This is a genomic window from Pedobacter nanyangensis (assembly GCF_003313505.1).
Classification (GTDB): Bacteria; Bacteroidota; Bacteroidia; order Sphingobacteriales; family Sphingobacteriaceae; genus Pedobacter; species Pedobacter nanyangensis.
The window spans coordinates 129391-156375 of record NZ_QMHO01000003.1 but is presented as its reverse complement, the minus strand read 5'-3'; the positions used below and the strand labels follow the sequence as shown (position 1 = coordinate 156375).

Annotated in this window: 13 protein-coding genes; all 13 read left to right on the top strand. The window is 42.5% G+C overall.

Annotated elements, in window-relative coordinates; all coding sequences use genetic code 11:
* Positions 1–12 precede the first annotated feature (12 nt).
* The 13 genes from DUT71_RS06650 to DUT71_RS06585 all read left to right on the top strand — a co-directional run bounded on the left by DUT71_RS06650 (position 13) and on the right by DUT71_RS06585 (position 26915).
* Positions 13–4152: a hybrid sensor histidine kinase/response regulator transcription factor gene (locus DUT71_RS06650; protein WP_113661760.1), complete on the top strand. Its 4140-nt coding sequence runs from the start codon at positions 13–15 to the stop codon at positions 4150–4152.
* 492 nt (positions 4153–4644) lie between these two features.
* Positions 4645–7827: a SusC/RagA family TonB-linked outer membrane protein gene (locus DUT71_RS06640; RefSeq protein ID WP_113661758.1), complete on the top strand. Its 3183-nt coding sequence runs from the start codon at positions 4645–4647 to the stop codon at positions 7825–7827.
* A gap of 7 nt (positions 7828–7834) precedes the next feature.
* Positions 7835–9565, top strand: coding sequence for a RagB/SusD family nutrient uptake outer membrane protein (locus tag DUT71_RS06635; protein WP_113662127.1), 1731 nt, complete (start codon positions 7835–7837; stop codon positions 9563–9565).
* On the top strand, positions 9565–12645 hold the full coding sequence (locus DUT71_RS06630) for a SusC/RagA family TonB-linked outer membrane protein (protein ID WP_162795958.1): 3081 nt from the start codon (positions 9565–9567) through the stop codon (positions 12643–12645). The genes DUT71_RS06635 and DUT71_RS06630 overlap by 1 nt, the downstream gene beginning before the upstream one ends.
* A 4-nt stretch (positions 12646–12649) precedes the next feature.
* A complete protein-coding gene (locus DUT71_RS06625) occupies positions 12650–14404 on the top strand; it encodes a RagB/SusD family nutrient uptake outer membrane protein (protein ID WP_113661756.1) in 1755 nt (584 codons plus the stop codon).
* A gap of 9 nt (positions 14405–14413) precedes the next feature.
* Positions 14414–16234: a glycoside hydrolase family 2 protein gene (locus tag DUT71_RS06620; protein WP_113661755.1), complete on the top strand. Its 1821-nt coding sequence runs from the start codon at positions 14414–14416 to the stop codon at positions 16232–16234.
* Between the two features lie 71 nt (positions 16235–16305).
* The gene (locus tag DUT71_RS06615) at positions 16306–17382 is read left to right on the top strand and encodes an endo-1,4-beta-xylanase (RefSeq protein WP_113661754.1); all 1077 of its coding nucleotides are present in this window, start codon (positions 16306–16308) and stop codon (positions 17380–17382) included.
* Between the two features lie 6 nt (positions 17383–17388).
* Positions 17389–19872: a T9SS type B sorting domain-containing protein gene (locus DUT71_RS06610; RefSeq protein ID WP_113661753.1), complete on the top strand. Its 2484-nt coding sequence runs from the start codon at positions 17389–17391 to the stop codon at positions 19870–19872.
* Between the two features lie 91 nt (positions 19873–19963).
* The gene (locus DUT71_RS06605) at positions 19964–20857 is read left to right on the top strand and encodes a PorP/SprF family type IX secretion system membrane protein (RefSeq protein ID WP_113661752.1); all 894 of its coding nucleotides are present in this window, start codon (positions 19964–19966) and stop codon (positions 20855–20857) included.
* Positions 20858–21024: 167 nt separating this feature from the next.
* Complete coding sequence (locus DUT71_RS06600; RefSeq protein WP_113661751.1) at positions 21025–22626, top strand: hypothetical protein; 1602 nt, start codon at positions 21025–21027, stop codon at positions 22624–22626.
* Between the two features lie 154 nt (positions 22627–22780).
* Positions 22781–24025: an endo-1,4-beta-xylanase gene (locus tag DUT71_RS06595; protein ID WP_113661750.1), complete on the top strand. Its 1245-nt coding sequence runs from the start codon at positions 22781–22783 to the stop codon at positions 24023–24025.
* Positions 24026–24040: 15 nt separating this feature from the next.
* Positions 24041–26260, top strand: a complete 2220-nt coding sequence (locus tag DUT71_RS06590) for a glycoside hydrolase family 3 N-terminal domain-containing protein (protein ID WP_113661749.1) — start codon at positions 24041–24043, stop codon at positions 26258–26260.
* Positions 26261–26456: 196 nt separating this feature from the next.
* Positions 26457–26915, top strand: a complete 459-nt coding sequence (locus DUT71_RS06585) for a GyrI-like domain-containing protein (protein WP_205313874.1) — start codon at positions 26457–26459, stop codon at positions 26913–26915.
* Positions 26916–26985 lie beyond the last annotated feature (70 nt).

The window sequence follows — 26985 nt, the reverse complement described above, 5'->3', positions numbered from 1 at the left end:
ACCACTTTCCTGTTGATATCTAGATTTACCATATTTGCCCTTTTTGGATGGCTGCTTTGTGTTTTTACCACTGTAAATGCGCAACAGGAATCCATCAAATTTAACCACCTGTCGTTTAAAGAAGGATTGGCGCAAAGCCCTATTGCTACCATTGTAAAAGACAGTAAGGGGTTTATTTGGCTGGGCAGTTGGAAAGGCCTCACCCGGTACGATGGCTACACTTTCCGCACGTTTAAGCACGATAACCATCAGCCCAAAAGCATTAGCAACAACAGGGTCAACGCCATTGTTGAGAACAAGGATGGCCAACTTTGGATAGCAACCTCCAACGGATTAAATATTTACAATCCAGCTACCGAAGTATTTAAACGGGTAGATATTAGGGATGTAAAAGGCGGTAGAAATTACATTTCCTCCGTATTAATTGATAGTTATCGTAACGCTTGGGTGGCTACTTTTGATGGTGTTAAACAGGTAGATACCCAAAAATGGGTGTTGAAGGAGCAAGCTGGCCTTAAAGACACCACGGCTACCAGTTTGTACAGTGCCGTTACCTTTATCCTTTTTCAGGATAAGGCCAAAAGAATTTGGGTAGGCTCAAAAAATGGCGTAAAGGTTTTTGATCCTAAAACAAAAAGATTGCTTCCGCTACCTAGGGGCATCGCTAATTCCAAAGAATTAATGGCCGCCAAAATTATTGTGATTAAACAAGATCTGACGGGGAATATGTGGTTTGGTTCTGAAACAGCGGGTTTATTTAAGTATGAGCCTAAAACAGATCAGTTGCGTATTTTTAAGCATGAGGAAAGTGACAGTAAAAGCATTCTTTCCAATTGGATCAGGGACATTTATGTATATGATCAGCAAGAAATTTGGATAGGCACCCGCAACGGATTGAGCATTTTCAACACCCAAACACAAAAATTTAGCAATCATACGCATAGTGCATTGAACCCAAATAGTTTGAGCGATAACACCATTTGGAGTTTTATGCACGACAATGCCTCGGGTATTTGGATTGGCACCTTTGCAGGCGGTTTAAACGTATATTATCCTTCAAATGCCAATTTCGATAATATTGGCGAACGTATTGGGGATAGAATGGGCCTATCGCATTTGGTGGTGAACGCCATTTCCGAAGATAAAAACGGCGGCTTATGGATTGGCACTTATGGCGGGGGAATTAATTACCTCAACAGAAATACAGGTGCCTATCGTTACTATGATATTAGAAACGATCAAAAGCAAACCCGTAACGGCGTAAAATCATTGGCCGAAGATGCCGACGGAAACTTATGGGTAGGTACTTTAGATGGCCTGTGCCATTTTAACAAGGAAACCAAAAAAATCCGTTTCTTTAAGTTTGCCGTTGCCCAAGGAAAGTTTAGCGAGAACCTCATCAACTCCATCGTTCCGGAGCAAGAGGGTGTTTGGGTAGGCACCAATGGCGGGGGGTTACGTTATCTGCGTCCGGATGGTTCATACCGTACTTTTGTACACTCACCAAAGGATCAGGCAAGCATTAGCGATAACTTTGTGGTGGCTTTAATTAAGGATAACCAGAACAACCTTTACATTGGTACACAAAACGGGCTTAACTATTACGACAGGAAAACGGATAGCTTTAAGCGTTTTGTGAAGCGTAACCAGCCGAACACGCTAAGCAATAACAGCATCATTACCTTATTTAAAGATTCGAAGAACAGGATATGGATAGGCACCGATGGGGGAGGGCTGAACTATTATAACCCTGCTGCGCAAAAGTTTTATGCACTTAATGAGCAGGAAAGCCTTACCGATGACGTGGTACATGCCATTGTAGAAGATCAGCAAGGAAATATATGGGTCAGTACCGATAACGGCTTGTACCAGCTTCGTTTTAAAAACTTTCAACTTCCATTTAATGCTCAAAATGTTGAGGTTGCACATTACAATGCCGATGATGGCCTGGCAAGCAACCAATTTCAAACCAATGCGGGTTTAAGGTTAAGAAATGGTGAAATGCTTTTTGGCGGAATTAACGGATTAACCTCTTTTTTCCCAAATAAGCTGATTAAAAACAAGACCAAACCTCAGGTAGCTTTCACTGATTTTTTGGTGAGGAATAAACCTGTGCTGATTGATTCGGCAAACTCGCCTCTGGAGAAATCGATTACCTTTTCTGATCATATAGAACTCAAGTATGATGAAGGATATATCACCATCAAGTTTGCAGCCTTAAACTTCATCAACCCCGAAAAAAACCAATATGCTTACAAAATGGAAGGTATAAGGGGCGATGATTGGCATTACTCGGGTACGCAAAGGGAAGCCAACTACACCAACCTAAGCCCAGGGAAATATACTTTTAAGGTAATGGCTGCCAACAATGACGGTTTGTGGAATACTGAACCGATTACTTTGGACATTACCGTTTTACCGCCTTGGTGGCAAACCTGGTGGGCATTTTTAATTTATGGAGGTATCCTTTATTATATTGTTGCTACCATTTATCAGTTCCAAAAGAACCGTGCGAAGCTTAAAAGAGAGTTGTATTTAGAGCATTTGGAAAAAGAACGACAAGAGGAACTACACCAAATGAAAATCGATTTCTTTACCAATATTTCGCACGAAATTAGAACGCCTTTGACCTTGATTTTAGGTCCGTTGGAAAAAATGCTGATGAACTCTGCGCTCAGCACTACCTTGCACAAGCAACTGGCGCAAGTACAGCATAACGCCAGCAGGTTAATGCGTTTGGTTACCGAATTAATGGATTTTAGAAAGGCGGAAAGTGGTCACATGAAATTGTCGTTTTCGGCCTGCAATATGGTTCAGTTTGTAGAAGAAATTTATCTTTCGTTCCAAACTTTGGCGCAGGATAAGCAGATTGACTATCAATTTGAAAGCAACGTAGAAAAGCTAGAGGTATTTTTTGATAAGGATCATTTGGAAAAGGTGGTATTTAACCTGCTTTCCAATGCCTTCAAGTTTACACCTGAAAAAGGGAAAATTGTAGTCGCTATTGAACAACTTGGAGAAAAGGTAGCCCTAAAGGTAACAGATAATGGCAGGGGAATTGCTGAAAAGAACATCAGTCAACTATTCACCAAATTCTTCCAGGTATATAATGAAGAGGTTTCTAACAGTGGTTATGGCATTGGACTGGCCCTCTCCAAAAATATTGTAGAATTACACCAAGGCACCATTGAAGTGAGCAGCGATATTGCAGATGAACTCAACCGAAAAACAACCTTTACCGTGACTTTGCCGTTGGGCAGCGCTCATTTGGATCAGCAGGCCATTGTTCCCGGGTATATGAACAGTGACAATCCTGTTCATTACTATTTGCAATCGGCAGCCAACAACGTGGTTGCTACACCAGCATTGGAGGTAGGAGAGCAAGCTTATACCCTATTGATCATTGAAGATAATTTGGAGCTGCGGAACTTTATTAAAGAGTCGTTTCAACAACAATATCGCATCTTAGAAGCCACTAATGGGGTGGAAGGATTGGAAATAGCCATAGCGCAACTTCCTGATTTGGTCATTAGTGATGTGATGATGCCCGAAATGGACGGGCTGGAACTTTGCCGTCATATTAAAACCGATGAAAGGATTAACCATATTCCCGTAATTTTGCTCACTGCTCGTGCCGCTTACATCCATCAGGTAAATGGCTACGAAAAAGGTGCCGATGCGTACATCACCAAGCCGTTTAGCATTCAAATTTTAGCACTTAACGTCAAGAACATCTTAGCTACAAAAGAGGCTACCCGTCAAAAGTTTGTCAGGGATATTTTGCTAAACCCAGCACCTGTTCAAATTGAAACTGCCGACGATAAGTTTTTGGTGAAGCTGATGAAGATCATCGAAGACAATTTGGACAACACAGACTTTGATGTAACGGCCTTAACCCAAGCAATTGGCATGAGCAAAACGGTACTTTATAAAAAGGTACAGGCCATTACCAATTTATCCGTAGCAGATTTAATTAAAACCGTGCGTTTAAAACAGGCGGCCTATTTGTTGGAAAAAAATCAGATGAGCATTTCGGATATTGCTTTTGCGGTAGGGTTTAATGATCGTAAGTATTTCAGCAAGGAGTTTAAAAAGCAGTATGAAATGTCTCCCTCGGAGTATATCGTTGCGAAATTAGGGATTAGGAGTTAGTAGCTAGGAATTAGTTACTAGTGGTTAGTGGCAAGTGGTTGGGAATTAGTTTTTTGTTCATTGGTTCAATCGTTCATCTTCTGTCGTCTCGAGCCGCTTAATCATCCAAGAGTGTAAGCCAAGGATTTCTGGGCTTATCCATGCTCTTTAAATTATCTAATTAGCACATCATCGCATTGTTTTGTCCTACATCATCACATTAGCTAATTAACCATTAACAATTCATCACTAACCATTATTAAAACCAATTTTACCCCTAAATAGGGAAGATTTTACCCTCCATAATTCCATTTGTTCAAACATCTTTGCTACAACCAAATATTGTATGATGATACCACTACTGAACCAAATGCGGGTTAAACTACCTAAGCCTATCTTATATTCGCCAGCGAATCGTTTATCATTGCCCTCTTCAAGTCCATTTATCAACTACTGCAAGTTATTTGTGGCGGTTACTATATTATTATAATCAACCAATATTAACCCAATTGAATGATACTACTTTACCAAAGTTTTAGTTTTTATTCGAAACGTTCCCTTAGCCAAATAGCTCGCAACGCTAAAAAAGCATTGTTGTTATTCCTGTTGTTAACGTTTAGTTGCTTGCTTTATGCCCAAAACCGAATCGTAACGGGGGTGGTGAAAGACAATCAAGGCCTGCCTATTCCTGGCGCTTCCATCAAGCTTAAAGTGGGCGGCACCACTGCCATAAGTGATGGTGATGGTAAGTATGCCATCTCTGTACCATCTACACCCGTGGTTTTAATATATAGCTTTATTGGTTTTGTAGCACAGGAAATTACTATAGCACCAGGTAGCAACGTACAAAATGTATCTTTAAAAGAAGACAATACCAATTTGAACGAGGTAGTGGTAGTGGGCTATGGCACGCAAAAGAAATCGACCTTAACCGGCGCCATCAGTACCATTAGCAGCAAGGAAATTTTGCAATCGCCAACTTCCAATGTTACCAATAGTTTAATAGGCAGAACGCCAGGTTTAGGTGCCGTGCAGCGTAGCGGTCAGCCTGGATCGAACAGTTCGGTCATCAATATCAGGGGCTTGGCCACCTACAACGGTTCGGGTGCAATTGTAGTAGTCGACGGGATAGAACGCCCTGACTTTGGCGATATTGATCCAAATGAAATAGAAACCATCAACGTACTTAAAGATGCATCTTCCACCGCAACTTTTGGGATCAGAGGAGCTAACGGGGTCATTATTGTAACCACCAAATCAGGTAAAGAAGGTAAGCCTAAAATCAGTTACAGCGGTAATGCCAGTATCCAAAGTTATACAGGTATTCCAAAAGCATTGGATGCCTATACCAATGCCTACTTAATTAATGAGGCCAACAGGAATGATGGCTTTGAAAGTGTGACCTGGAGCGATGCTGCATTGCAAAAATTCAAAGACGGTTCGGACCCAATTGGCTATCCAAACATCAATTGGTTTGACTACGTGACCCGAAAATTCTATCCGCAAACCCAACACAATGTGAATGTAAGTGGCGGAACTAAAATCATCAAATACTTTGCCTCCGTAGGTTATCTTTTTGAGGATGGTATTTTTAAGGAATTCGATTCTCCGTACCAAATCAATTCGGTGCCCAACTATAACCGTTACAACTTCAGGTCCAACTTGGATATTAAACTTACCCAAGATTTAGAGGTGGGCATTAAGTTAGGTGGTCGTTTGCAAAAACGCTACCAACCTAGTGGTTTACGTTCTGGATCAGGCTCTTTTTCTTACGATAACGTAGAAGCCATGATTTCCCGCATTTTGCAGGTGCCAGCTTTTGCGTACCCGGTAACGCTGCCCGATGGACGCTTGGCGCAAAACCCAAGTGTAGGAACCAATATCTGGAATCCGCTTGGGGTGCTAACCCGCTGGGGCACCCGTTACGACGATTTCAATAACGTACAAAGTACCTTTAATCTTAATTATAATTTGGGCAAATTCGTAAAGGGGCTATCCTTTAAAGCTAACTTGGGCTACGATTCCTATTTCGAAAACACCACCCGCCGTAATGCCAGTTGGGCAGCTTATGTCATTGATAGAGACACTAAGGAAGTGACCATTGCCGGGGATCGTCCACGTGACGAACCTTTAAGTGGCCTCATTAGCGATAACGGTGGTACCATCCATACCAATTTACAAGCGGGTTTTAACTATAACAGAAGTTTTGCCAAACATAACTTCACGGGCTTGATTTTAGGTACCCGTCAACTCATTAATGTACAAGGTTCAACGGCTACCACTGCACCACCCAGGGCTTCGCAAGGGGTGGTTACCCGCATTACCTACAATTATTCAGATAAATACTATGCAGAATTTAACGCCGCTTACAACGGTTCAGAGAATTTTCCGGTAGGTTTAAAATATGGTTTCTTCCCAGCGGTTTCAGCTGGCTGGACTGCCAGTAATGAAGCGTTCTTGAAAGACGTGAAGTGGCTCAATTACCTTAAAATCCGCGGTAGCTACGGTTTGGTAGGTAGCGATGAAATCGGACAGCGGTTCCTTTACATCACCAGTTATTTGCGTAATGCGGCGGGCTTTACCGCTTCAACACCTGCCTACAGCCGTCCGGGAATGCCTGTCCATTTTGGCGATCCAACCAGTGTGGTAACCTATCCGGTGGTTTATTTGCCTAACAGCAGCATTGGTAACCCCGAAATTACTTGGGAAACGGGTTTAAAAAGAAACATTGGGGTAGAAAGTAAGTTCTTCAAAAACTCACTTTCAGTAAATATCGACTTGTTTGACGAAACCCGTAAGGATATTTTAACGTCCAGAAACTCTGGATTGACCAGTTTGGGACAAGGATATCCCGCACTTAACGTAGGTGAAGTGTACAATAAAGGTTACGAGGTAGAGATAGATTTTAACAAGCAAAAAGGCGATTTAATTTACGGCCTAAATGCACAAGTTTCCTTTGCCCGTAATAAAATTAACAGCAGGGATGAGCCTATTGGTGCACCATCTTATCAAAAACAGGAAGGCAAAAGAGTAGGGCAGTTCTTCGGCTACGTAACCAATGGTTTTTATACTTCGCAACAAGATATTGATAGTTATGTACCCAATGAGTTGGGCAAACCCATCCCTGGTGATTTAAAATATGTAGATATCAATGGCGATGGGCGTATCAATAGCGACGACAGAACCGCTATTGGTTATTCGAGGGTACCTGAATATATTTTCAGCATCTCTCCACGAGTTTCTTATAAAGGATTCTCCATCTCCTTAATGTTCCAAGGCGTTACCAACGTAAGCTCCGATGTAATTTTAACAGAGCAGAACAATGGGCAGCAGATGTACGAGTTTATGTTGAACCGTTGGACACCACAAACAGCCGCAACCGCAACTTGGCCAGCACTGCACTCCCGGGGCAACACTTTTATCAGCTATCAGCTGAACGATTTCATTTTGCAGGATGCTTCCTACATCAAATTACGTAATGCCGAAATTTCGTACACGTTACCAGCTAAGTGGTTGCAGCCACTCAAAATACAATCGTTGCGAATCTTTTTAACAGGACAAAACTTGGCGACTTGGACCCGTTTTAAGATGTACTTAGATCCTGAAAATATCAACACCAGTAACGCTGATTTTTCAAAGCAATCTATCTATCCCACTTCAAGGATATACAACCTAGGTGTAAACATTCAATTATAGCATGAACATGAGAAACATATATACCATTATTTTCCTTTTTGTTGCTCTTGTAATTAGCTCATGTAAAAAGGATTTCCTAGATCGCACGCCTTCGGCAGATTTAGATGAAGAAAAAGTATTTAAAGATCCAGCATTGGCCATTGCCTATGCGGATAATGCCTATAACCATTTAATAGATGACTACGCCAGGTTTAATGCCCACCGTGGAACTACGGCCCAAGCTTCTGACGAGGCTGTTTCGGGCAATACCGATGTTTCGGTACGTACCTTAAACCAAGGGTTGTTCCACGATCATTACGAACGTGGCGGAGCGCAGCTGAATGATATCGGCGACATTTGGGACCGATCGTATGCAGGCATTAGGATTGCTAACGTGATGCTTTCGAAAATGAGCACTATCCCTTGGACTGATTCGCAAATTCAAGCTAAAACCCCGCAAAGAATTACAGGGGAAATGTATTTCATCAGAGCGTTTTTGTATTTCGAGCTGATCAAGCGCTTTGGTGGTGTACCCATCTACGACAAACCAGCCAGCATTTTTGATAACATCGATATTCCCCGCAACAGCTACCAAGAATGCGTAGACTTGATCATGTCTGACCTTGATAAGGCCGTACAGGTAGATGCTTTGCCAGATGATTACAATGCTTCGAATTATGGCAGAGCGACCAGAGGTGCAGCCATGGCTTTAAGAGCAAGGGTATTGTTGTATGCGGCTAGTCCATTGAACAACCCAACCAATGATTTAACCAAATGGGCCAATGCCGCTGCGGCAGCTAAAGCGGTCATTGATTTGAATAAATATTCGTTGCAGGCCACCTACAACGATATCATGAATATGTCTACCTCACCAGAATACATCATGATCAAAATACGTCCACCACGTGTGATAGATGGTTTCTTATTAGATTTTGTGATGTCACCTGGATCAGGCGGTGCCCAAGGTTCTATGAATCCTACCCAAAACCACGTAGATATGTATGAGGCGGTTAAAACAGATGGTACTGGTGCTATTGTAAGCAGCGCACCAATTACTGCTTCGGGCTCGGGGTACGATGCCCAAAAACCTTACGAAAACCGTGATCCACGTTTTTATGCCAACATTTTATACAACAATGTATCATGGCAAGGCCGAAACATGGGCATGTGGTCGCAATACAATGCGGCTAGCAATACCTACACCTACGGTGCCGATTTTCGCCCTAACAATATCATTTACTCGGCAACCCGTTACTACTGCCGTAAAATGTGGCCCGAAGTGTACGTAAGAAACGCTACCCAACGAGCACTGTTCAATTTCGTGTTCTTCAGGTATGCGGAGGTGTTGCTTAATTATGCCGAGGCCGTTAACGAAAGTGGCGACAATGCGGCTAACAAAGAAGAAGCTCGCAAATACGTAAACGAAGTGCGCAGCAGGGTAGGCATGCCAAACCTGGCCCTCACTTTAACCCAGGCACAATTAAGAGAGGCTATTGTGAGGGAAAGAGCGGTAGAGTTGGCTTTTGAAGATTTCAGGTGGTACGATTTGATGCGCTGGAAAAAAGCCAAGGAAGTATTGAACCAACCCGTAAAAGGAATAGATGTAGTGCGTAACGCCAACGGGAGCTTTACCTACAACGTGATTACCCTACCCAACATTTACCAAAAGAAATTTGACGACCACATGTATTTATACCCAATTCCAAGACGAGAAATATTTAAAAGCAATGGAATTTTAAAGCAAAATCAGGGATGGTAATGCAGAGAATTGAAAAATATAATCCGTTTACGACAGAAAATATGATGAAGTTTTTAACCAAATATCTTTTACTTTCCCTGTTGAGCATTGCCGCTATGCCTTACGCTTGGGGCCAAACGGAACAGATTGCCGTAAAAGGTAAGGTAGTAGACCAAACTGGTGCACCTATAGCGGGGGTGGTTATTATAGTACAAGAAAAAACAAGCGGGGTAACCAGCGATACCGAAGGTAAATTTTCGATAGAAGCCAGTTCTAACGACCGGATCGTTTTTAAAATGAACGGTTACAATACGGCTTTCATACCTGCTTATGAAGTATCAGAAACCAAACCGATTAAACTCCAAAAATCTCAAATAGAAGCAGGCGATGATGATAATGTGTACATCCCTTTTGGGCTAAGAAAAAAACGCGAAGTAACGGCAACCATCACTACCGTGAACAATCAGGAACTGCCGCAAATACCACTTTCAACCTTGAACAATGTATTAACAGGTCGTTTATCGGGCTTACACATTCAGCAAACCGGTAACCGTCCAGGTACCGATGATGCCAGTTTCCTGATCAGGGGCAGGTCGTCTTACAACAGTGGACAATCGCCACTGGTATTGGTAGATGGGGTAGCACGTGATTTTGTAGACATGGATTTGAACGAGATTGAGAGCATTAGTGTATTGAAAGATGCGGCTTCCCTTTCTTGGTATGGCATGTACGGCGCCAACGGTGTCATTTATGTTACCACCAAAAGAGGTAGCGCAAGTTCAACCAAGGTAACCTTCGATGCGCAGGGAGGTGTACAAACGCCAACCTACCTCATCAATCCCTTAAATGCCTATGCCTATGCTTATTTGTATAATGAAGCCCGTCAAAATGATGGACAGGCACCGCAATACAATCAACAGAGCTTAATTGGGTATTATACCAAATCGGACAAATATCTATATCCCGATGTGGATTATCCCTCGGAGTTTCTGAAAAAAGCTTCGCCAGTGCAACGCTACGTAGCAACGGTAAGTGGTGGTAATGCTTTTGCAAGGTATTTTACTTCGGTAAGTTTTTACGATCAGGATGGTTTGTACAAAGGCGGAGAAACTCCTAATTTTAATTCGAACACCAATTTCAGAAGATATAATTTCCGTACCAATCTGGATTTGCACCTGAATAAAAACCTCGATGTTACTTTAGATGTTGGTGGTCGTGTTTCTAATTTGCGTTACCCACGTGATGGCAATTCGGCTTTTTTAACTGCGATATTCAATACCCCGGCCAATGCGTTTCCATTGCTTAATCCAAATGGTTCCTACGGGGGTAGTTCCTTGTTCCGTACCAATCCTTTGGGTATGTTGCAGGCCAGAGGTAATATTACCGACGTTTACCGTACTTTATTGGCCACCATGACCGCACGCCAAAAGTTAGATGCGATATTACCGGGCTTATCATTTAATGTGGCATATACCTACGATATGACAGGTTTATATACCTATGGCTTTACCCAAAACCACATTGTTTACGAGTGGCAAGGTGGAAACAGCTATCAAGGATATGGCACAGAAAGCCCGTTAAATTATGCCTCGAGTACCTTTAGCGCCAATTTGCGTAACAACGAATTTTGGGGTGGGTTTGATTACGATAACAGTTTTGGCAACCACAGCTTTAAGTTTTCTACTCGTTTTCAAAGAGCCGTTTCGGCTTCGGCTACCCGTTTGGATGATAAAAAGGAAGGAATTTCCAACCGTTTATCTTACGGCTATAAACAACGTTACTTTGCCGATGCCATCGCCACTTATTCGGGCTCACAGAACTTTATGCCCGGCAAACGTTTTGGTTGGTTCCCAGCCCTTGCCGCAGGTTGGATCGTTTCAGAGGAAAACTTCCTGAAAGGCAATAAAATTGTAGATTATCTGAAGTTACGTGGTTCATACGGCATCGTGGGCAATGAAGCCATTGGTGCTTCGCGACGTTTCGCTTTTAACGACTACTTTACCAGAGGTGGTTCACAATATTTCTTTGGTACAGGTTACAGTGCCGTAGCCAATACCGATCAGTTAGATTTGGCTAACCCTAACCTTACTTGGGAAAAAGCCATTAAATCAAGCCTAGGTTTTGATGCACAGTTCCTGAAACAATCGTTAAGCCTAAGCGTGGATGTATTTAAGGAGCATCGCAAAAATCTATTGACGGCTGATTTAGCCCCATCAATTATTGGGCAGCCATTGGTAAACATCAATGCCGGCGAAGCGCAATACAATGGCGTTGAAACCAACTTGAACTATCGCAAAACCATCAACCAATTTACTTTTGGCGTGCATGGAAATTACACTTATGCCAAGAGCAAAATATTGAAATTAAACGAAGAAGCGGGCATTCCTGCCTATCAGCGACAAGTAGGATATCCTATTGGTGGCGTGGTAAATGGTACAGGTACCGTCAGAAGATTTCTGATTTCGCAAGGCTTGTTCCAATCAGAAGAAGAAATTGCGGCAGCACCGGTGCAACGTTTCTCTGGAAATGTGAAACCCGGGGATATCCGTTACAAAGATGTTAACGGCGATGGTGTGATTGACAATTTAGATTTTGTGAGTACCAATTACTCCGATATTCCAACCTCATATTTTGGCTTCGGTGGATCAGTGAAGTACAAAAACTTCGATGTGAACTTTTTATTCCACGGGGTAGCTGGCAGAACCATCCAGATCAACACTTTGGTGAACGCGGGTACTTCAAACACCGGCTACATCAATCAGTTTAGTGCATATCGTTGGACGCAAGCTACTGCACAGGAAGCGCTTTATCCACGTTTAACCATTAATGATCGTGTAAACAATACCCAAAACTCTGATTTTTGGTTGCGCAGCGGCGATTTTATCCGATTAAAACATGTGGAATTAGGCTATTCGCTATCTGCCAATGCGCTCAAAAAACTGAAAATTTCGCAATGCAGATTTTATGTGACAGGATTTAACCTGCTCACATTCGATAAGCTCAACGGTTTCCCAATAGATCCGGAAATGCCTGATGCAGGTTACAATTCATCTTACCCAGCCTTGGCAACTTTTGCCCTAGGCTTAAACCTAAAATTTTAAGCACATGGCCATAAACTATACACATATCCTTAAAAAATACAAAAGCTTATCTGCAAAAGCTTTGATGATTGCTGTGCTAGCCATGAGTTTCGCCGCCTGTAAAAAAGATTACTTACAAGATGGGAGCATTACCGATGGATCAATCACCGGTGATCAAGTGTGGGGCAACGATGCCTATGCGAGAGGTGTGCTCAACAGTGCTTATTTCAACATCCCCGAAGGATTTAGTATTGATGGCAACGGCGGAATGTTGGCCTCAGGTACTGATGAAGCGGTAAACTCTGGCGTAAATGCCAACTTGAGCATCTTTAACAACGGCACTTGGGGACCATTACGTACCGTTGACGATGAATACAGCAACCTTTATGAAGGCTTAAGAAAGGTAAATCTATTTTTAGAGAACTTGCCCAAAAGCGAAATCATTCCAACGGACGGTTTGAGTGTGCAAGACGACAAAAGCAGATTGGAAGGCCAAGCCTATTTCCTAAGAGCGTTATTTCATTTTGAGTTGATGAAGCGTTATGGCGCCATTACCTTGGCCACCCGGGTTTTCAGCAGAGATGAAAATTTAAACTTGCCCAAAAACACCTATAAACAATGTTTAGATCAAATTATTTCCGATTGCGATAAAGCCATTGCCACCAAACTGCCTTTGTTTACCAGAGAAACGGCAACTACCGCTAACCCTTACCCTTGGCGTACGGGCGATTACGGTCGTGCCACCAAAACGGCCGCCATGGGTTTAAAATCAAGGTTGTTGCTATATGCGGCTAGCCCATTGTTTGCTACGCAAAGTGGCGTGACTTGGCAGCAGGCGGCCGATGCAGCAAAAGCCATTATCGATTTGAATGTACATAGCTTACGTACCAACTACACCAACGTATTCAATTTTGGTGCCGACCCATATAACAATGAAGTGCTGTTTGCTACCCGAGCGCAAAACCGTAACGATATTGAGCAACAACAGGCACCCATTAGTTATGATGGCGCCACAGGTCGAACCAACCCTACACAAGAAATGATTGATGCCTTTGAAACCACCAATGGCAAGTTGGTAACCGATCCTAGCAATACTTTATATAATGCAAGTAACCCTTACGTGAACAGAGATCCTCGATTGGCGTTAACCGTTAACTACAACGGTAGGGTATTTAAAGGTAAGGCCGTACAAACTTATGTGGGCGGTGCCGATGGTTTAAACCGAAACATTAACGCTACCAAAACAGGTTATTACATGCGCAAATTTCTAAGTGAATCTGCTACCTGGAACCAACAGTCGAACACGTTGGCCCGTAGACCTTGGGTAGTGATGCGTTATGCCGAAATCCTGTTAAACTACGCAGAAGCCCTTAATGAAGCACAAGGGATAACCGCTGTGACCGAAGTGTTAAAGCATGTAAATTTAGTACGAGCCCGTACAGGTGTAGCCATGCCTGCTTTGCAAACCACCAATCCAACAGGTAACGGCTATGTGGCTCCAACCAAGGAAGCCATTCGTGAGCGTATTCAAAACGAAAGACGTGTTGAACTTTGTTTTGAAGGCCATCGCTTTTACGATGTAAGAAGATGGAAGCTTGGGGAGACCTTTTTAAATAAACCCATTACCGGCATGCGTATCACCATTGATGGTTCAGGTACCACCACCTACACTCGTTTCGAAGTAGAAAAACGTTATTTCCAGGAAAAAAACTATTTATACCCGTTTTCACAAAACACCATTAACCGTCAACCAGCACTGATCCAGAACACTGGCTATTAAAATTTAATTATGATTAAGCGTACACAATACTTATTACTCCTATTACTTTCCGTTACTTTTTTATCGGCCAATGCCCAGTTGGTGCAAAATATTTTTGGCCGTAAACATTTGAGCTTAAATGGCAGGTGGAACTATATCATCGACCCTTATGAAATGGGTTACTACGATTACAGACACGAGCCATTTGACCAATCAAAATCTGGAAAGGGCGGTTTTTACGATGATCGGAAACAGGTTAACAAATCCGAACTGATCGAATATAATTTTGATTTATCGCCAACCTTAAAGGTACCCGGCGATTGGAATTCGCAAGTTGAAAAACTGGAGCTTTATGAAGGAACCATTTGGTTAAGGAACAAGTTCCAAGCTAATCCACAGGCAGGGAAAAAATACATCCTTTACTTTGGTGCGGTAAATTACGAAGCCCACGTTTATCTAAATGGCAAAAAGCTAGGCACGCATAAAGGCGGTTTTACTCCATTTCAATTTGAAGTAAGCGATAAACTGAAACAAGGCGAAAATTTTGTAGTGGTAAAAGTGGATAACACCCGCAAGCAGGACGAGATCCCAACCGTAAATACCGATTGGTGGAACTATGGCGGCATTACCCGCGATGTGCTTTTGGCAGAATTACCTGGCAATTACATCCAAGATTATAAAATTCAACTGGCTCGTTCAAATGCCAAGCAAATTGAAGGTTTCGTAAAATTGAGCGAAGCTTCGGCAGAACAATCGGTAGAAGTAAGCATTCCAGAAGCTGGATTGAAAACTACGGTAAAGACCGACGCCAGTGGCGTAGCCAAAGTAAGCATCCCTGTAAAGAAATTAAGCCTGTGGAGTCCCGAAAATCCAAAGCTATATGAAGTGCTGATCAGTTCAGCGACCGATAAAGTAGCCGAGAAAATCGGTTTTAGAACCATCGAAACCCGTGGACAGGACATTTTGTTGAATGGGAAATCAATTTTTTTACGTGGCATATCTATGCACGATGAAAATCCACTGATTCCAGGAAGACTTCGTGGACAAGGAGATATGCGCATGATGTTGCAATGGGCAAAGGAACTTAACTGTAACTATGTGAGATTGGCCCACTATCCGCATAACGAAGAAATGAACCGTTTGGCCGACGAAATGGGACTATTGGTTTGGGCCGAGGTACCTGTGTATTGGACCATCTCTTGGGAAAATCAGGACACTTATAACAATGCGCAGCAACAATTAACCGATTTAATTGAACGCGATAAAAACAGAGCGGCGGTAATTATTTGGTCGATAGGTAACGAAACACCATTGAGCGAACCACGCTTTAAGTTCATGAGCAAACTGGCCGATAAAGTACGTGAGCTGGACAATACCCGCTTGGTAGGTGCTGCATTGGAAGTACACCGCAAAGGTTACGACGTGATTGTAGACGATCCGTTAGGAGAAAAACTAGATTTGGTAAGCTTCAATCAATATGGTGGTTGGTACTGGGAACTGCCAAAAGAACTACCAAAGTATAAGTTCAAAATCAAGTATAACAAACCGGTAATCATTACCGAAGTAGGAGGAGATGCCCTGGCAGGATACCATGGGGATGAAGACACCCGTTGGACCGAAGAGTTTCAGGAATCATTGTACAAATATCAAATTCCTTTTATGAATACCATGAGTGGTTTACGTGGCATGACCCCTTGGATTTTAACCGATTTCCGTTCCCCTCGCAGGCAACATCCTTTTTTCCAGGATTTTTGGAATAGAAAAGGACTGATCTCCGAAACTGGAAAGAAAAAGAAAGCATTTTGGGTACTGAAAGAATTTTACGATCAAACGGAAGCAAAATATAAATAAAGCAATTACAGAGACTAAGATCAGATGTTGACAGTCATCATCTAAGTCTTAATCCTAAACACTAAAAAAAGATGAAAATGCATAGCATATTATTATTGGCACTCGGATTGATTTTCGGAGGTTGCTTAAAAGGACAGGACGACCCTGTATTTCCATCGCCAGAACTCACCATTCCCGTTGATGAAAGTGTAACCTTGCAAAAAGCACTGCCTTTTAAATTTGGTGCGGCAGTAAACAATAGCCTGTTACGATCAAAAGCAGCTTATCGTGACGTGGTGATCAAGGAATTTAATAGCCTTACGGCAGAAAATGCCATGAAGTTTGCCCAATTGCATCCTTCAGAAAATACCTACACCTGGACAGAGGCAGATTATTTGGTTGATTTTGCGCAACAAAACGGCAAGCGAGTTCATGGTCATACGCTGATCTGGTACAAAAACCCGCCAAATTGGGTGTTGAATTATCAAGGTGATGCTGCGGCCTGGGATAAATTATTGAAAGACCATATCCAAACCGTCGTAACACGTTATAAAGGTAAGGTAACTTCATGGGATGTAGTCAATGAAGCTGTAGCAGAAAATGGTACGTTGAGAGATTGCATTTGGTTGCAAAAATTAGGCCCTGAATACATTGATAAAAGCTTTATCTACGCCCACCAAGCTGATCCAGATGCCTTGCTATTCTATAACGATTATGGTCATGAGTTTGGGCCAACCAAACGTACGGCGATCTTAAATCTTGTGACTGGCCTGCAACAAAAGGGAGTGCCCATCCACGGGATCGGGATGCAAATGCACACCCGTTATACGCAATCAAATGCCAACATCGCGGCAGCGATTAATACCGCCGCCGCTACAGGTTTAAAAGTGCATATCGCTGAGTTGGACATTGCCATGAATCCCGATAACATTCAAGATTTAACTTATAGCGCAGGTTTAGCCGAGCAGCAAAAAGCGAAATACGAATACATTGTACGTACCTACAATGCCATCCCTAAAAACCAACAGTTTGGTATCACTACCTGGAATGTGGGTGATGCCGATACCTGGATCAGGGGCGATTACAATAGACCTGATTGGCCACTGCCTTTTGACGACAATTACAAGAGAAAAGCAGCCTATCAAGGCATTTTGGATGGCGTAAAGTAAAACGATATGAAGAAAACCATACTCTTAATCATAGGTGCTTTGGCTGTCATCAGTAGTACGGCCTTTGCACAATTTACTTCCGATAACATTGTGGTGTATCGCTTTGGCGACGGTAGCCCCTTGGTAAACGGCGGTAGGGTTCCCGTATTTATTGACGAATATAACCCCTCAACAGGTGAGAAGGTGCGTACCATTGCCGTTTCAAGAACGGCTATTGGAAGCAATTACGGTTTGGAAGGTTTGGGCTTAACCGCTGGAGGAGCTTATGAAACAGAAGGTTTTCCAACCTTATCCCGTGATGGCGAAATCCTATCCATCATTGGTCGCCATCCTAGCATCGCCAATAATTTTGTTATTGCTACCATTAACGGTGCGGGCACCATCAATGCCAATACCCTTGTTGTAGATGATATTGGCGCACCACGTTCCGCAGTAGCCGAAGGAACAGCCGTTTACTATAATGGTTATCAAAATGGGGTGTGGTATAAAACCCTGGGTACTACCAATGCTGGGGTGAGGGTTTCGACAGGGCAGGCCGCACCCCGGGTATTATCTATTGCCGAAACCATTTTTGGGGCCAATGATGGGCTGCGCTTATTTGCACCCATAGGTGGTAGTTCGCAACCAGTGTTAGCTAATGCCTCTCCGTTGCCTACCACTTCGGTCAATTTTGCTACGACACCTAATTTTCCTTCTACCGCTAGACCATTCAATGTACACCATGCCGTTGCCATCAAGGCTTACGGGCGTACCATCGTCTATCTTATTGATGATGGGAATGCTACAAGTACAGCACCAGTGATCAGAAAATACCGTACCAATGCGAGCGGTACCGATTGGCTATCCTTAGGAAGTGTAACTGTGCCAGCCTATACCAAAAACTTGGCGGCAAAATTTGACGCCAACGGGGTGAAGCTTTATTTCACCACCTTGGGAACGCCTGGTACACAAAACTCGCAATTGTATTTGTTAAATGATGATTTTAACGATAATAATGACGATACCAAACAATTAACGGGAACACCAACACTTATTGCTACAGCCCCAGCCAATACTTCTTTTAGGGGAGTAACCTTAGCCCCTGGTTATCGTAAAGCGCCATCGGCATTGGAAGCCAACGTAATTTCCTTAACAGAAGTACGGTTAAAATGGATCGATAATTCAACCACCGAAAGTGGTTATGAAATTGAGCGCTCAACCGATGGGACTAATTTCAGTTTGTTAACTACCACTGCGGCAAATGCCATTCAATATGTCGATAATACCATTACGGCAGGCTCAACTTATTATTATCGAGTTCGAGGTGTTGAAGGAAGTACCCGTACCATTTATACCAATCCTGCCAAGGCCGAACTTGGTGCCGGAATAATCACCGATCTTAACTTGAGCACTGTTACGGTGTATGAAAATCAAGACCCAGGAACATTGGTGGGAACCTTTTCGGTGTTGCCAGCCAATACCGCAAATGTAGTTTATACGCTGGTAGCTGGAAATGGGGATACAGACAATGCAAAATTTATGATTGCGGGAGATAAGCTGCAAAATAGCATTAAACTGGATTACGAAGCACAATCTACTTATCAAATAAGGGTAAGGGCAACTTCAGCTTCAAATTTTATTTATGAAGAAACTTTTACCATCACGATCAACGATGTGAACGAAGCGCCAACTTTGACCACTATTGGCGATAAGTTTATTTGTGTAGGTACCGATGAACAGGTTATTCCGCTAACAGGCATTACCCCAGGTCCCGAAACTGCACAGACGTTAACAGCAACAATTAGTTCCAACCAAGCAACCTTGTTTCAAAGCCTACAAATTAACCTATTGGCTGGCGGAAATGGGGAAATAAGGTACCGATTAAATGCCAATGCCACAGGTGAACCTCAAATTACCGTGACCTTAAAAGACAATGGCGGTACAGCTAACGGAGGGATTGACACCTATGTCGAGACTTTTAAATTGAAGATTTTCGAATATCCAACTGCGGCCATCAGCTCAGATAAAGGCGCTAATGTAGATAAGGGGACTACCGTTAGACTTACCGCAACAGGTGGCAGCACTTATCAATGGGAAAGTAATGGCAGCATCATTGGCGTAACCAATATGGCAAGCATTACGGTAAGACCCCAAGTAAATACTACTTACAAAGTGACCGTGCAAAATGAAGGCGCCTGTGCCAGCGTAGCTGAATTTACTTTAAACGTGAATGATAATTACAACATCGTTACCGCTGCCAATCTGGTTTCGCCAAATGGCGATGGGGTTAACGATTTCTGGATCATCAAAAACATCGATATGTATCCAGAAAGCGTAGTGAAAGTATTTGATAAAACAGGCCGGGTAATCTTTACCAAAAAGGGCTACCAAAATGACTGGGATGGTAAGGTGGCAGGTTCGTCTTTAAAAGAAGATACCTATTACTACATCATTGATTTTGGCGCCGGATTGCCTAAAAAGAAAGGTGCGCTAACCATGATGAACAATTAATCCCAATAAGTAAAAAGGTAAAAGTCAGAAAGAAAAAAGCTAAACCCATTGATGATAAAAGGAGGATTTAGCAAAAATTAAAATTACTCGAATGAAAGTAAAAATGAATATCAAATACCTGTTTGTACTCTTCGGGCTAGTCAATCTCAATACTGCCTTCGCTCAACTCAGTCCAATGGGAAATATGTATTTCTACAACCAGTACTTGGGCAATCCCGCCATGGCCGGAGCTACAGAAAAAATTAATCTTAACCTGTTGTTCCGTAAGCAATTTAACGAAGTACCCAATGCGCCAATCTATCAAATGTTTACGGGCGAATTTGCGTATTCAGATCGAGCTGCGGTAGGTTTAAATGTCGATCTTTCCAAAAGTGGTTTGATCAATTACACCCGTGTTATGGGTACCTATGCCTATCACTTACCTGTAAGCAATACAGGAAAGTTGCATTTTGGGGTATCTGTTGGCGTAGCCAGAGAATCAATCAATAGGAACGATATCACTGCAGAAAATTATGATCCCGTAGTGAACCGTTTCAATGACAGGGGTTACAGACTGGATGGTGATTTTGGAGTTGCCTTTACAGATGAAAAATGGAATGTACAAGCAACCTGGCTTAATCTGCACAACCAATTAAATACCGATCCGAACTTTGTGGAGGGGATTAACTACGCTACCTTTTTCACCGCGGCTTCTTACAAAATACCTGCAGGTAAAGATTTTACCGTAGAACCCAAAGTGGTTTATCGCGGTATTAAAGGCATGGATAATATTGTAGAAGGTGGATTTGGATTAACCTATCAGCAAAAGTTCAGTCTCTTTGGCTTGTATCATAGCACGAATAATGCTACGGTTGGCTTAGGCTTTAAGTACGATCAATTCAACATCAGCGGGATATACAGCATCGGCCCATCGGCCATACGCTCCTTCACGGGTGGCGATTTTGAAATCGGCCTAGGTTGGACATTAAAAACGAAAACTAAATAAGGAATTAGCTAATGAGATGATCAGGTAATGTGATAATTAGCGAACAACAAAACCAACGTAAATACGCAACTATAATCAATCATCGAATTAACCAATTATCAAATTCAATCAACTCATCCCTAACCACTAGTACTAATTCCTAATTAACTAAATAACCAATATAGCGTATGAAAAGAAAACTACTTACCATTATTTTCACAGCCTTTAGTACCTTAAGTGCTTGGGCCCAATTTGCGGCAGGCAATTTGGCCGTTTACCGTTATGGTGACGGAACTGCAATAACCAGTGGCAATCGTGTGGCCGTTTTCGTGGATGAGTACACTCCCTCTGGAGGTTTTGTGAGAACCTATACCATTCCAAGAGCTGCGGCGGGAGGTAACTACGGCTTTGAAGGCTTGGGATTAACTGCGTCCAATTCATTTGAAAACGAAGGTTATCCGGTACTTTCCAAAGATGGTGCCACCATGTCCATCATAGGTTACAACCCGGCGCAAACGGGCGAATTTGTGATTGGTACGTTAAACGCTGCAGGCACCTGGACCGCAAATACCTTAGTAATAGATGCCATTGGTACGCCACGTTCGGCAGTGGTAGAAGGAACTTCGGTTTACTTCAACGGTTATCAAAACGGCGTAAGGTATAAAACATTGGGTACCACGGTGGCCTCTACCCGAGTATCAACAGGCTTGGAGGCCCCACGTGTATTGACCATTGCCGATACCTATTTTTCAGCTTCCAACAACGGCATTAAGTTGTTTGCGCCAAATGCGTTAACCAGTATTCCCAATTCGCCGTTGCCCACCACTTCGGTAAACTTTGCTACTACGCCAAATGTTCCCGGAGCCCCACCATTGACAAAAGCGCATCAAGTAGCGGCCATCAAAACGGCCAATAACAGAACCTTAGTTTATATCATTGATGATGCTGATGGTGCACCTACTTTAAAGAAATATAGGTCTAATGCCGCTGGTACGGATTGGGTGTCGTTCGGAAGCATTGCCGTTCCTGCCAATACCAGAAGCATTACGGCGGTTTACAGCAGCACCACAGGCGTGAAATTATACCTAACCAGTTATGGCACCGTAGGTGGGAATAATTCGAAGTTATACACCTATAGCGATAACTTTACGGTAGCTACCGAAGGGAGTGTAGCCGCAATTTCAGGAAGTTTAACAGAACTGGCTACGGCACCTGCCAACACTACTTTTCGTGGTGTAACCATGGCTCCAGGCACCAATGTATTGCCCGTAACGCTTACCACATTTAATGCCAACGAAAAAAATGGTACTATCCGCTTAAACTGGGCCACGGTTAGTGAAATTAATGCTTCCCATTACAATATTGTACGTTCTTCAACCGCCAGTAATTTCAAAAAAATACATCAGGTAAGTGCCAAAGGCGCATCCAACTATAGCTTTATCGATGAAAAACCACTGCCAGGTACCAACTATTATCAATTAGAACAAGTTGATTTTAATGGTGATAAAGCACATTTTGGACCCGTAAGCGCTGCTATTCCTGTACCTAAAACAGATTTCGATATTGTAAAATACGGAGAGAACATTGAACTGCATATCTATTCCGCAAAAGCACAGAACGGGAAAATCGCCTTGGCTGATGTGAATGGTAAAATCGCCTACAGTCAATCAGCGCAGTTAGAAAAAGGGTACAACAAAGTGATGATGCCGTTGGGAAAACTATCCAAAGGCCTAGCCATCATTAGTTTAATTACCAGCGAAGGCCAGTTAGCTAAAAAGACGGTTTTATAGCTCGCTTTCTCATGCCTCTGAGATGCGTAAAAAGCTTTATGCGCTCTAGGCTGTTCTAATACGCCCTCACACACTCTCAAAAGGCTATCTAACAAGTTTCTAAAAGGATTTTTTGGATAGCCTTTACTTAGTTAACCTTAACCAAATATAAATCATGAACAAAGTAACTATCACCGTACTGGTGCTGGGCAGCATGCTTAGTGCCTGTAAAAAACAAGAGAAAGCATTGGAAACAGCCCATCTATCTCCCGAAAAAACAATGGCCATGAGTACAACTGCTGCCGTAAGTACCATATTGCAGGAGGTAAACCCCGACATCATTGTTGGAGCGGCGGTAAACTCCAATAAGTTTGGTGTGGCAGCCTACAAAGATTTGGCAAAAGAGCAATACAATAGCATTACGGCCGAGAATGATATGAAGATGAACAGCCTAAACCCCTCAAAATTTGTATGGGATTTTGGCATACAAGGCAATGGCATAGAGGAGAAGAACGAAAAGATCCCCAACCTAGCAAAAGACCATGGCGAAAAGCGGATACATGGCCATGCTTTGGTTTGGCATAGGGCATTGCCGCAATGGGTAACCAATGTAGAGAGCAACACACCTGTAGCGGCAAGGGCTGATACCCTCAACGCCATTATGAAAAGACATATAGATAAAACCGTAGGTTTTTACAGCCAATATTATAAAGGTGGAAATCCTTTACTACCGCTATTAAAATCGTGGGATGTAGTGAATGAAGCTTATTACGATGACGGAACCCTAAGAGGGAATTTAAACTTAGATAGCCAAGGCAATGACATTGGCAGTATTTGGAAAAGATACATGGGCGAAATTTATATCGAAAAAGCATTTAGATATGCCAGATTAGCGGCAAGGGCCAACCAAAACTGGAAACTGAAATTGTTTTATAACGATTATGGTCATGAGTATTCTACCGCTAAGCTCAATGCCATTTATAATAAAGTGATGCAATTAAAACCTATGACCGAGGGCGGCGACCCCATCATTAACGGCGTAGGTTTGCAAATGCACATCAGATATAATACCCCTTTAACGAGTATAAGAGCTGCCATACAGAAAATGAAAGAAACAGGCTTGTTGGTGCATATCGCCGAACTGGATATTTCCCTGTTGGGGCCTAACGAAACTTCAGTGCCAGCAGCTGATTTGACCAATCGCAGAAACCTACAAAAATCATTGTATTATAACGTGGCCAAAGCCTACCAGGAAATTGTACCTGTAAACCAAAGATGGGGCATCACTTTATGGAACATTGGTGACGCCGATTCGGCTTGGGGATTGAATGCTGAAGCAACTTTATTTGACATCACTTACCAAAAGAAACAAAATTTTTGGAACTTTAGAGACGGACTTAATTTGCAGTTAACACCATAAAACTTAAAACAACAAATGAATAAATTTTTAAGCCTTACACTTTTATTGAGTGCAGCAGTAGCCACTCAAACATTTGCGCAGCGGAAATCCATCGAACAAAGAGTCGACTCGGTTATGAAACTAATGACCCTGACGGAAAAAATTGGACAACTGAACCAATACTCGGGCAGGGAAGTAACTGGGCCAGCCAGCGACAGGAAGAATTATTTGCTAAACGATATCAAAAACGGCATGGTAGGTTCCATGCTAAATGTAAAAGGAGTAAAGGACACCAAGGAGATACAAGCGATCGCCTTACAATCTCGCTTAAAAATTCCTTTGTTGTTTAGTTTAGATGTGATACATGGCTATAAAACCGTATTTCCAATTCCCTTGGCGGAGTCGGCTTCTTGGGATTTGTCAATCATCAGACGATCGGCAGAAGTGGCCGCGGAAGAGTCGGCGGCTTCGGGTATTCACTGGACCTTTGCACCCATGGTGGATATTGCCCGCGATCCACGTTGGGGACGAGTGATGGAAGGCGCTGGAGAAGATCCTTATTTAGGTTCGCAGATTGCCAAAGCGAGGGTGCTTGGTTTTCAGGGAGAGAAGTTAGGAGCGTTGGACAGAATTATGGCCTGTGCTAAGCACTTTGCAGCTTACGGCGCTTCAATGGCCGGAAGAGATTATAACCCGGTAGACTTAAGCAAGCAGCAATTGCACGAAATTTATTTGCCTCCATTTAAAGCAGCGGCTGATGCTGGAGTAGCTACTTTTATGAATTCTTTCAATACGCTAAATGGCATTCCGGCTACCGGAAACGCTTATTTGCAACGTGATATCCTTAAAGGAAAATGGAACTACAAAGGATTTGTTGTAAGCGATTGGGGTTCTATTGGCGAAATGATTCCTTGGGGCTTTGCTAAAAACTTAAACGAAGCTTCAGAGAAAGCAATTGTGGCAGGTAGCGATATGGATATGGAAAGCGAAGCCTACAAAAAAGAATTGGAGAAGTTGGTAAAAAGTGGAAAAGTAGCGGAAAAATACATTGACGATGCGGTAAAAAGGATTTTATACAAAAAATTTGAATTGGGCTTGTTTGATAACCCTTATCGTTTCTCTGATGAAAAGAGAGAGCAAAAGGTGATGAATGATCCGAAATACAAAGCCGTTGCATTGGCCGCCGCACAAAAATCAATTGTATTGTTAAAGAACAATAACAACACGTTGCCACTGAGCAAATCCATTAAAAATTTGGCACTCATTGGTCCTTTGGTAAATGCCAAAAGAGATCAGGCTGGAAACTGGACGGTATATATTGATACGGCCAATATGGTGAGTGTTCACGAAGGCGTTCAACAGAAAATTAAAGGTGCGAAGCTTACTTACGCACAAGGGACAACGGTTAAAGATACCTTAACCAACGGGTTTGCTGAGGCCGTAAATGCAGCGAAAAATGCAGATGCCGTAGTGATGGTTCTTGGTGAAACCTGGGATTTTAGTGGAGAAGCAAAATCTCGGAGTGATATTGCTTTGCCAGGCAAACAAGAGGAATTGTTTAAAGCCGTTAAAGCTACTGGAAAGCCTGTTATTGTGGTGCTAATGGCAGGTCGTCCCTTGGTATTCAATGCCATTGCAGCACAAGCTGACGCCGTAGTATATGCTTGGTTGTTGGGCGATCAGGGAGGTAACGCCATTGCCGATGTATTGTTTGGCGACTACAATCCTTCAGGTAAATTGCCAATCAGCTTTCCGAGAAATGTAGGACAGATTCCAATTTTCTATAACCACTACAATACAGGCCGACCAGTAACCAAATCGGGTGATATCCGCTACAAATCTGCCTATATCGATGTGCCAAATGATCCTCAATATGCCTTTGGTCATGGGTTGAGCTATACTACTTTTAGCTATAGCAATCTGAAATTATCTAGTACCGCCATTAACCAAAAGGAACGTGTAAAAGTTAGTTTCACCTTAACCAATACGGGTAAGGTAGAAGGAGAAGAAGTAGCCCAACTTTATATCCAAGACACCTTTGCTTCCGTAGTAAGACCTGTAAAAGAGTTGAAGGATTTTGCGAAAGTGAAACTAAAGCCAGGAGAAAGCAAAGAAATCAGTTTTGAGCTTAGTCCAGAAAAACTAGCTTTTTATCAGGAGGAAAAAGGATGGATTACCGAACCTGGCGAATTTAAGGTGATGGTAGGTACAGCCTCAAATGATATCAAGCTGAAATCTTCTTTTGAACTGAAATAAGATTTTTCGCTTTAGACTTACGAAGTTTCGAAAACTTCGTAAGTCTTTTAACCGTATACAGTCCGTTCTTTTTAGCGTCATCTCAACAACAGTATAGCTGGGAGATATCTAACGACTAATCGCATAAAATCAACCATCGACGGCTGGCAATCCTCCTAAATGTTTTTCGTAATTTGGTGCCCGCTAAATCATGGTTATGAACAAAACAAACATCCCCGAATTTAGGTTAATTGGTATCAGTTTAGGCCGCAAAACCTACAACGCCAACGGTCAATCAGGTATAGATTGTGGCCAACTGTGGCAAACCTTCGAGCAAGAAAAAATCTTCCATCAAATCAATGATAAAATAGCTGATGATTGCTATGCCGTTTACTATGATTATGACGGTGACCACACACAGCCTTTTGCCTATTTTATTGGTTGTAAAGTAAGCGCTGACGCGATAGTGCCAGAAGGCTTGGAAGCCTTACAAATTCCCGAACAGGAATATGTGCATTATGTAGCCAAAGGTAAAATGCCCGACTGCGTGGCCAATGTTTGGCGGGAGATTTGGCAAACCGATTATCCAAGAAATTACCAATATGATTTTGAAATCTATAGCGCTAAAAGTTTTGATTGGACCAATGCCGAAGTAGATGTATTTATAGGAGCTTAGTCCATATTTTCAAGTAAAATAAAAAAGGGATGGTATTTTAAACACCATCCCTTTTATCATATTAAAAACC

Coding starts and splice junctions, on each gene's coding strand:
- DUT71_RS06595 (WP_113661750.1), top strand. CDS start 22,781: ATGAACAAAGTAACTATCACCGTACTGGTGCTGGGCAGCATGCTTAGT.
- DUT71_RS06615 (WP_113661754.1), top strand. CDS start 16,306: ATGAAAATGCATAGCATATTATTATTGGCACTCGGATTGATTTTCGGA.
- DUT71_RS06585 (WP_205313874.1), top strand. CDS start 26,457: ATGAACAAAACAAACATCCCCGAATTTAGGTTAATTGGTATCAGTTTA.
- DUT71_RS06625 (WP_113661756.1), top strand. CDS start 12,650: ATGGCCATAAACTATACACATATCCTTAAAAAATACAAAAGCTTATCT.
- DUT71_RS06590 (WP_113661749.1), top strand. CDS start 24,041: ATGAATAAATTTTTAAGCCTTACACTTTTATTGAGTGCAGCAGTAGCC.
- DUT71_RS06600 (WP_113661751.1), top strand. CDS start 21,025: ATGAAAAGAAAACTACTTACCATTATTTTCACAGCCTTTAGTACCTTA.
- DUT71_RS06620 (WP_113661755.1), top strand. CDS start 14,414: ATGATTAAGCGTACACAATACTTATTACTCCTATTACTTTCCGTTACT.
- DUT71_RS06610 (WP_113661753.1), top strand. CDS start 17,389: ATGAAGAAAACCATACTCTTAATCATAGGTGCTTTGGCTGTCATCAGT.
- DUT71_RS06630 (WP_162795958.1), top strand. CDS start 9,565: ATGCAGAGAATTGAAAAATATAATCCGTTTACGACAGAAAATATGATG.
- DUT71_RS06605 (WP_113661752.1), top strand. CDS start 19,964: ATGAAAGTAAAAATGAATATCAAATACCTGTTTGTACTCTTCGGGCTA.
- DUT71_RS06635 (WP_113662127.1), top strand. CDS start 7,835: ATGAGAAACATATATACCATTATTTTCCTTTTTGTTGCTCTTGTAATT.
- DUT71_RS06640 (WP_113661758.1), top strand. CDS start 4,645: ATGATACTACTTTACCAAAGTTTTAGTTTTTATTCGAAACGTTCCCTT.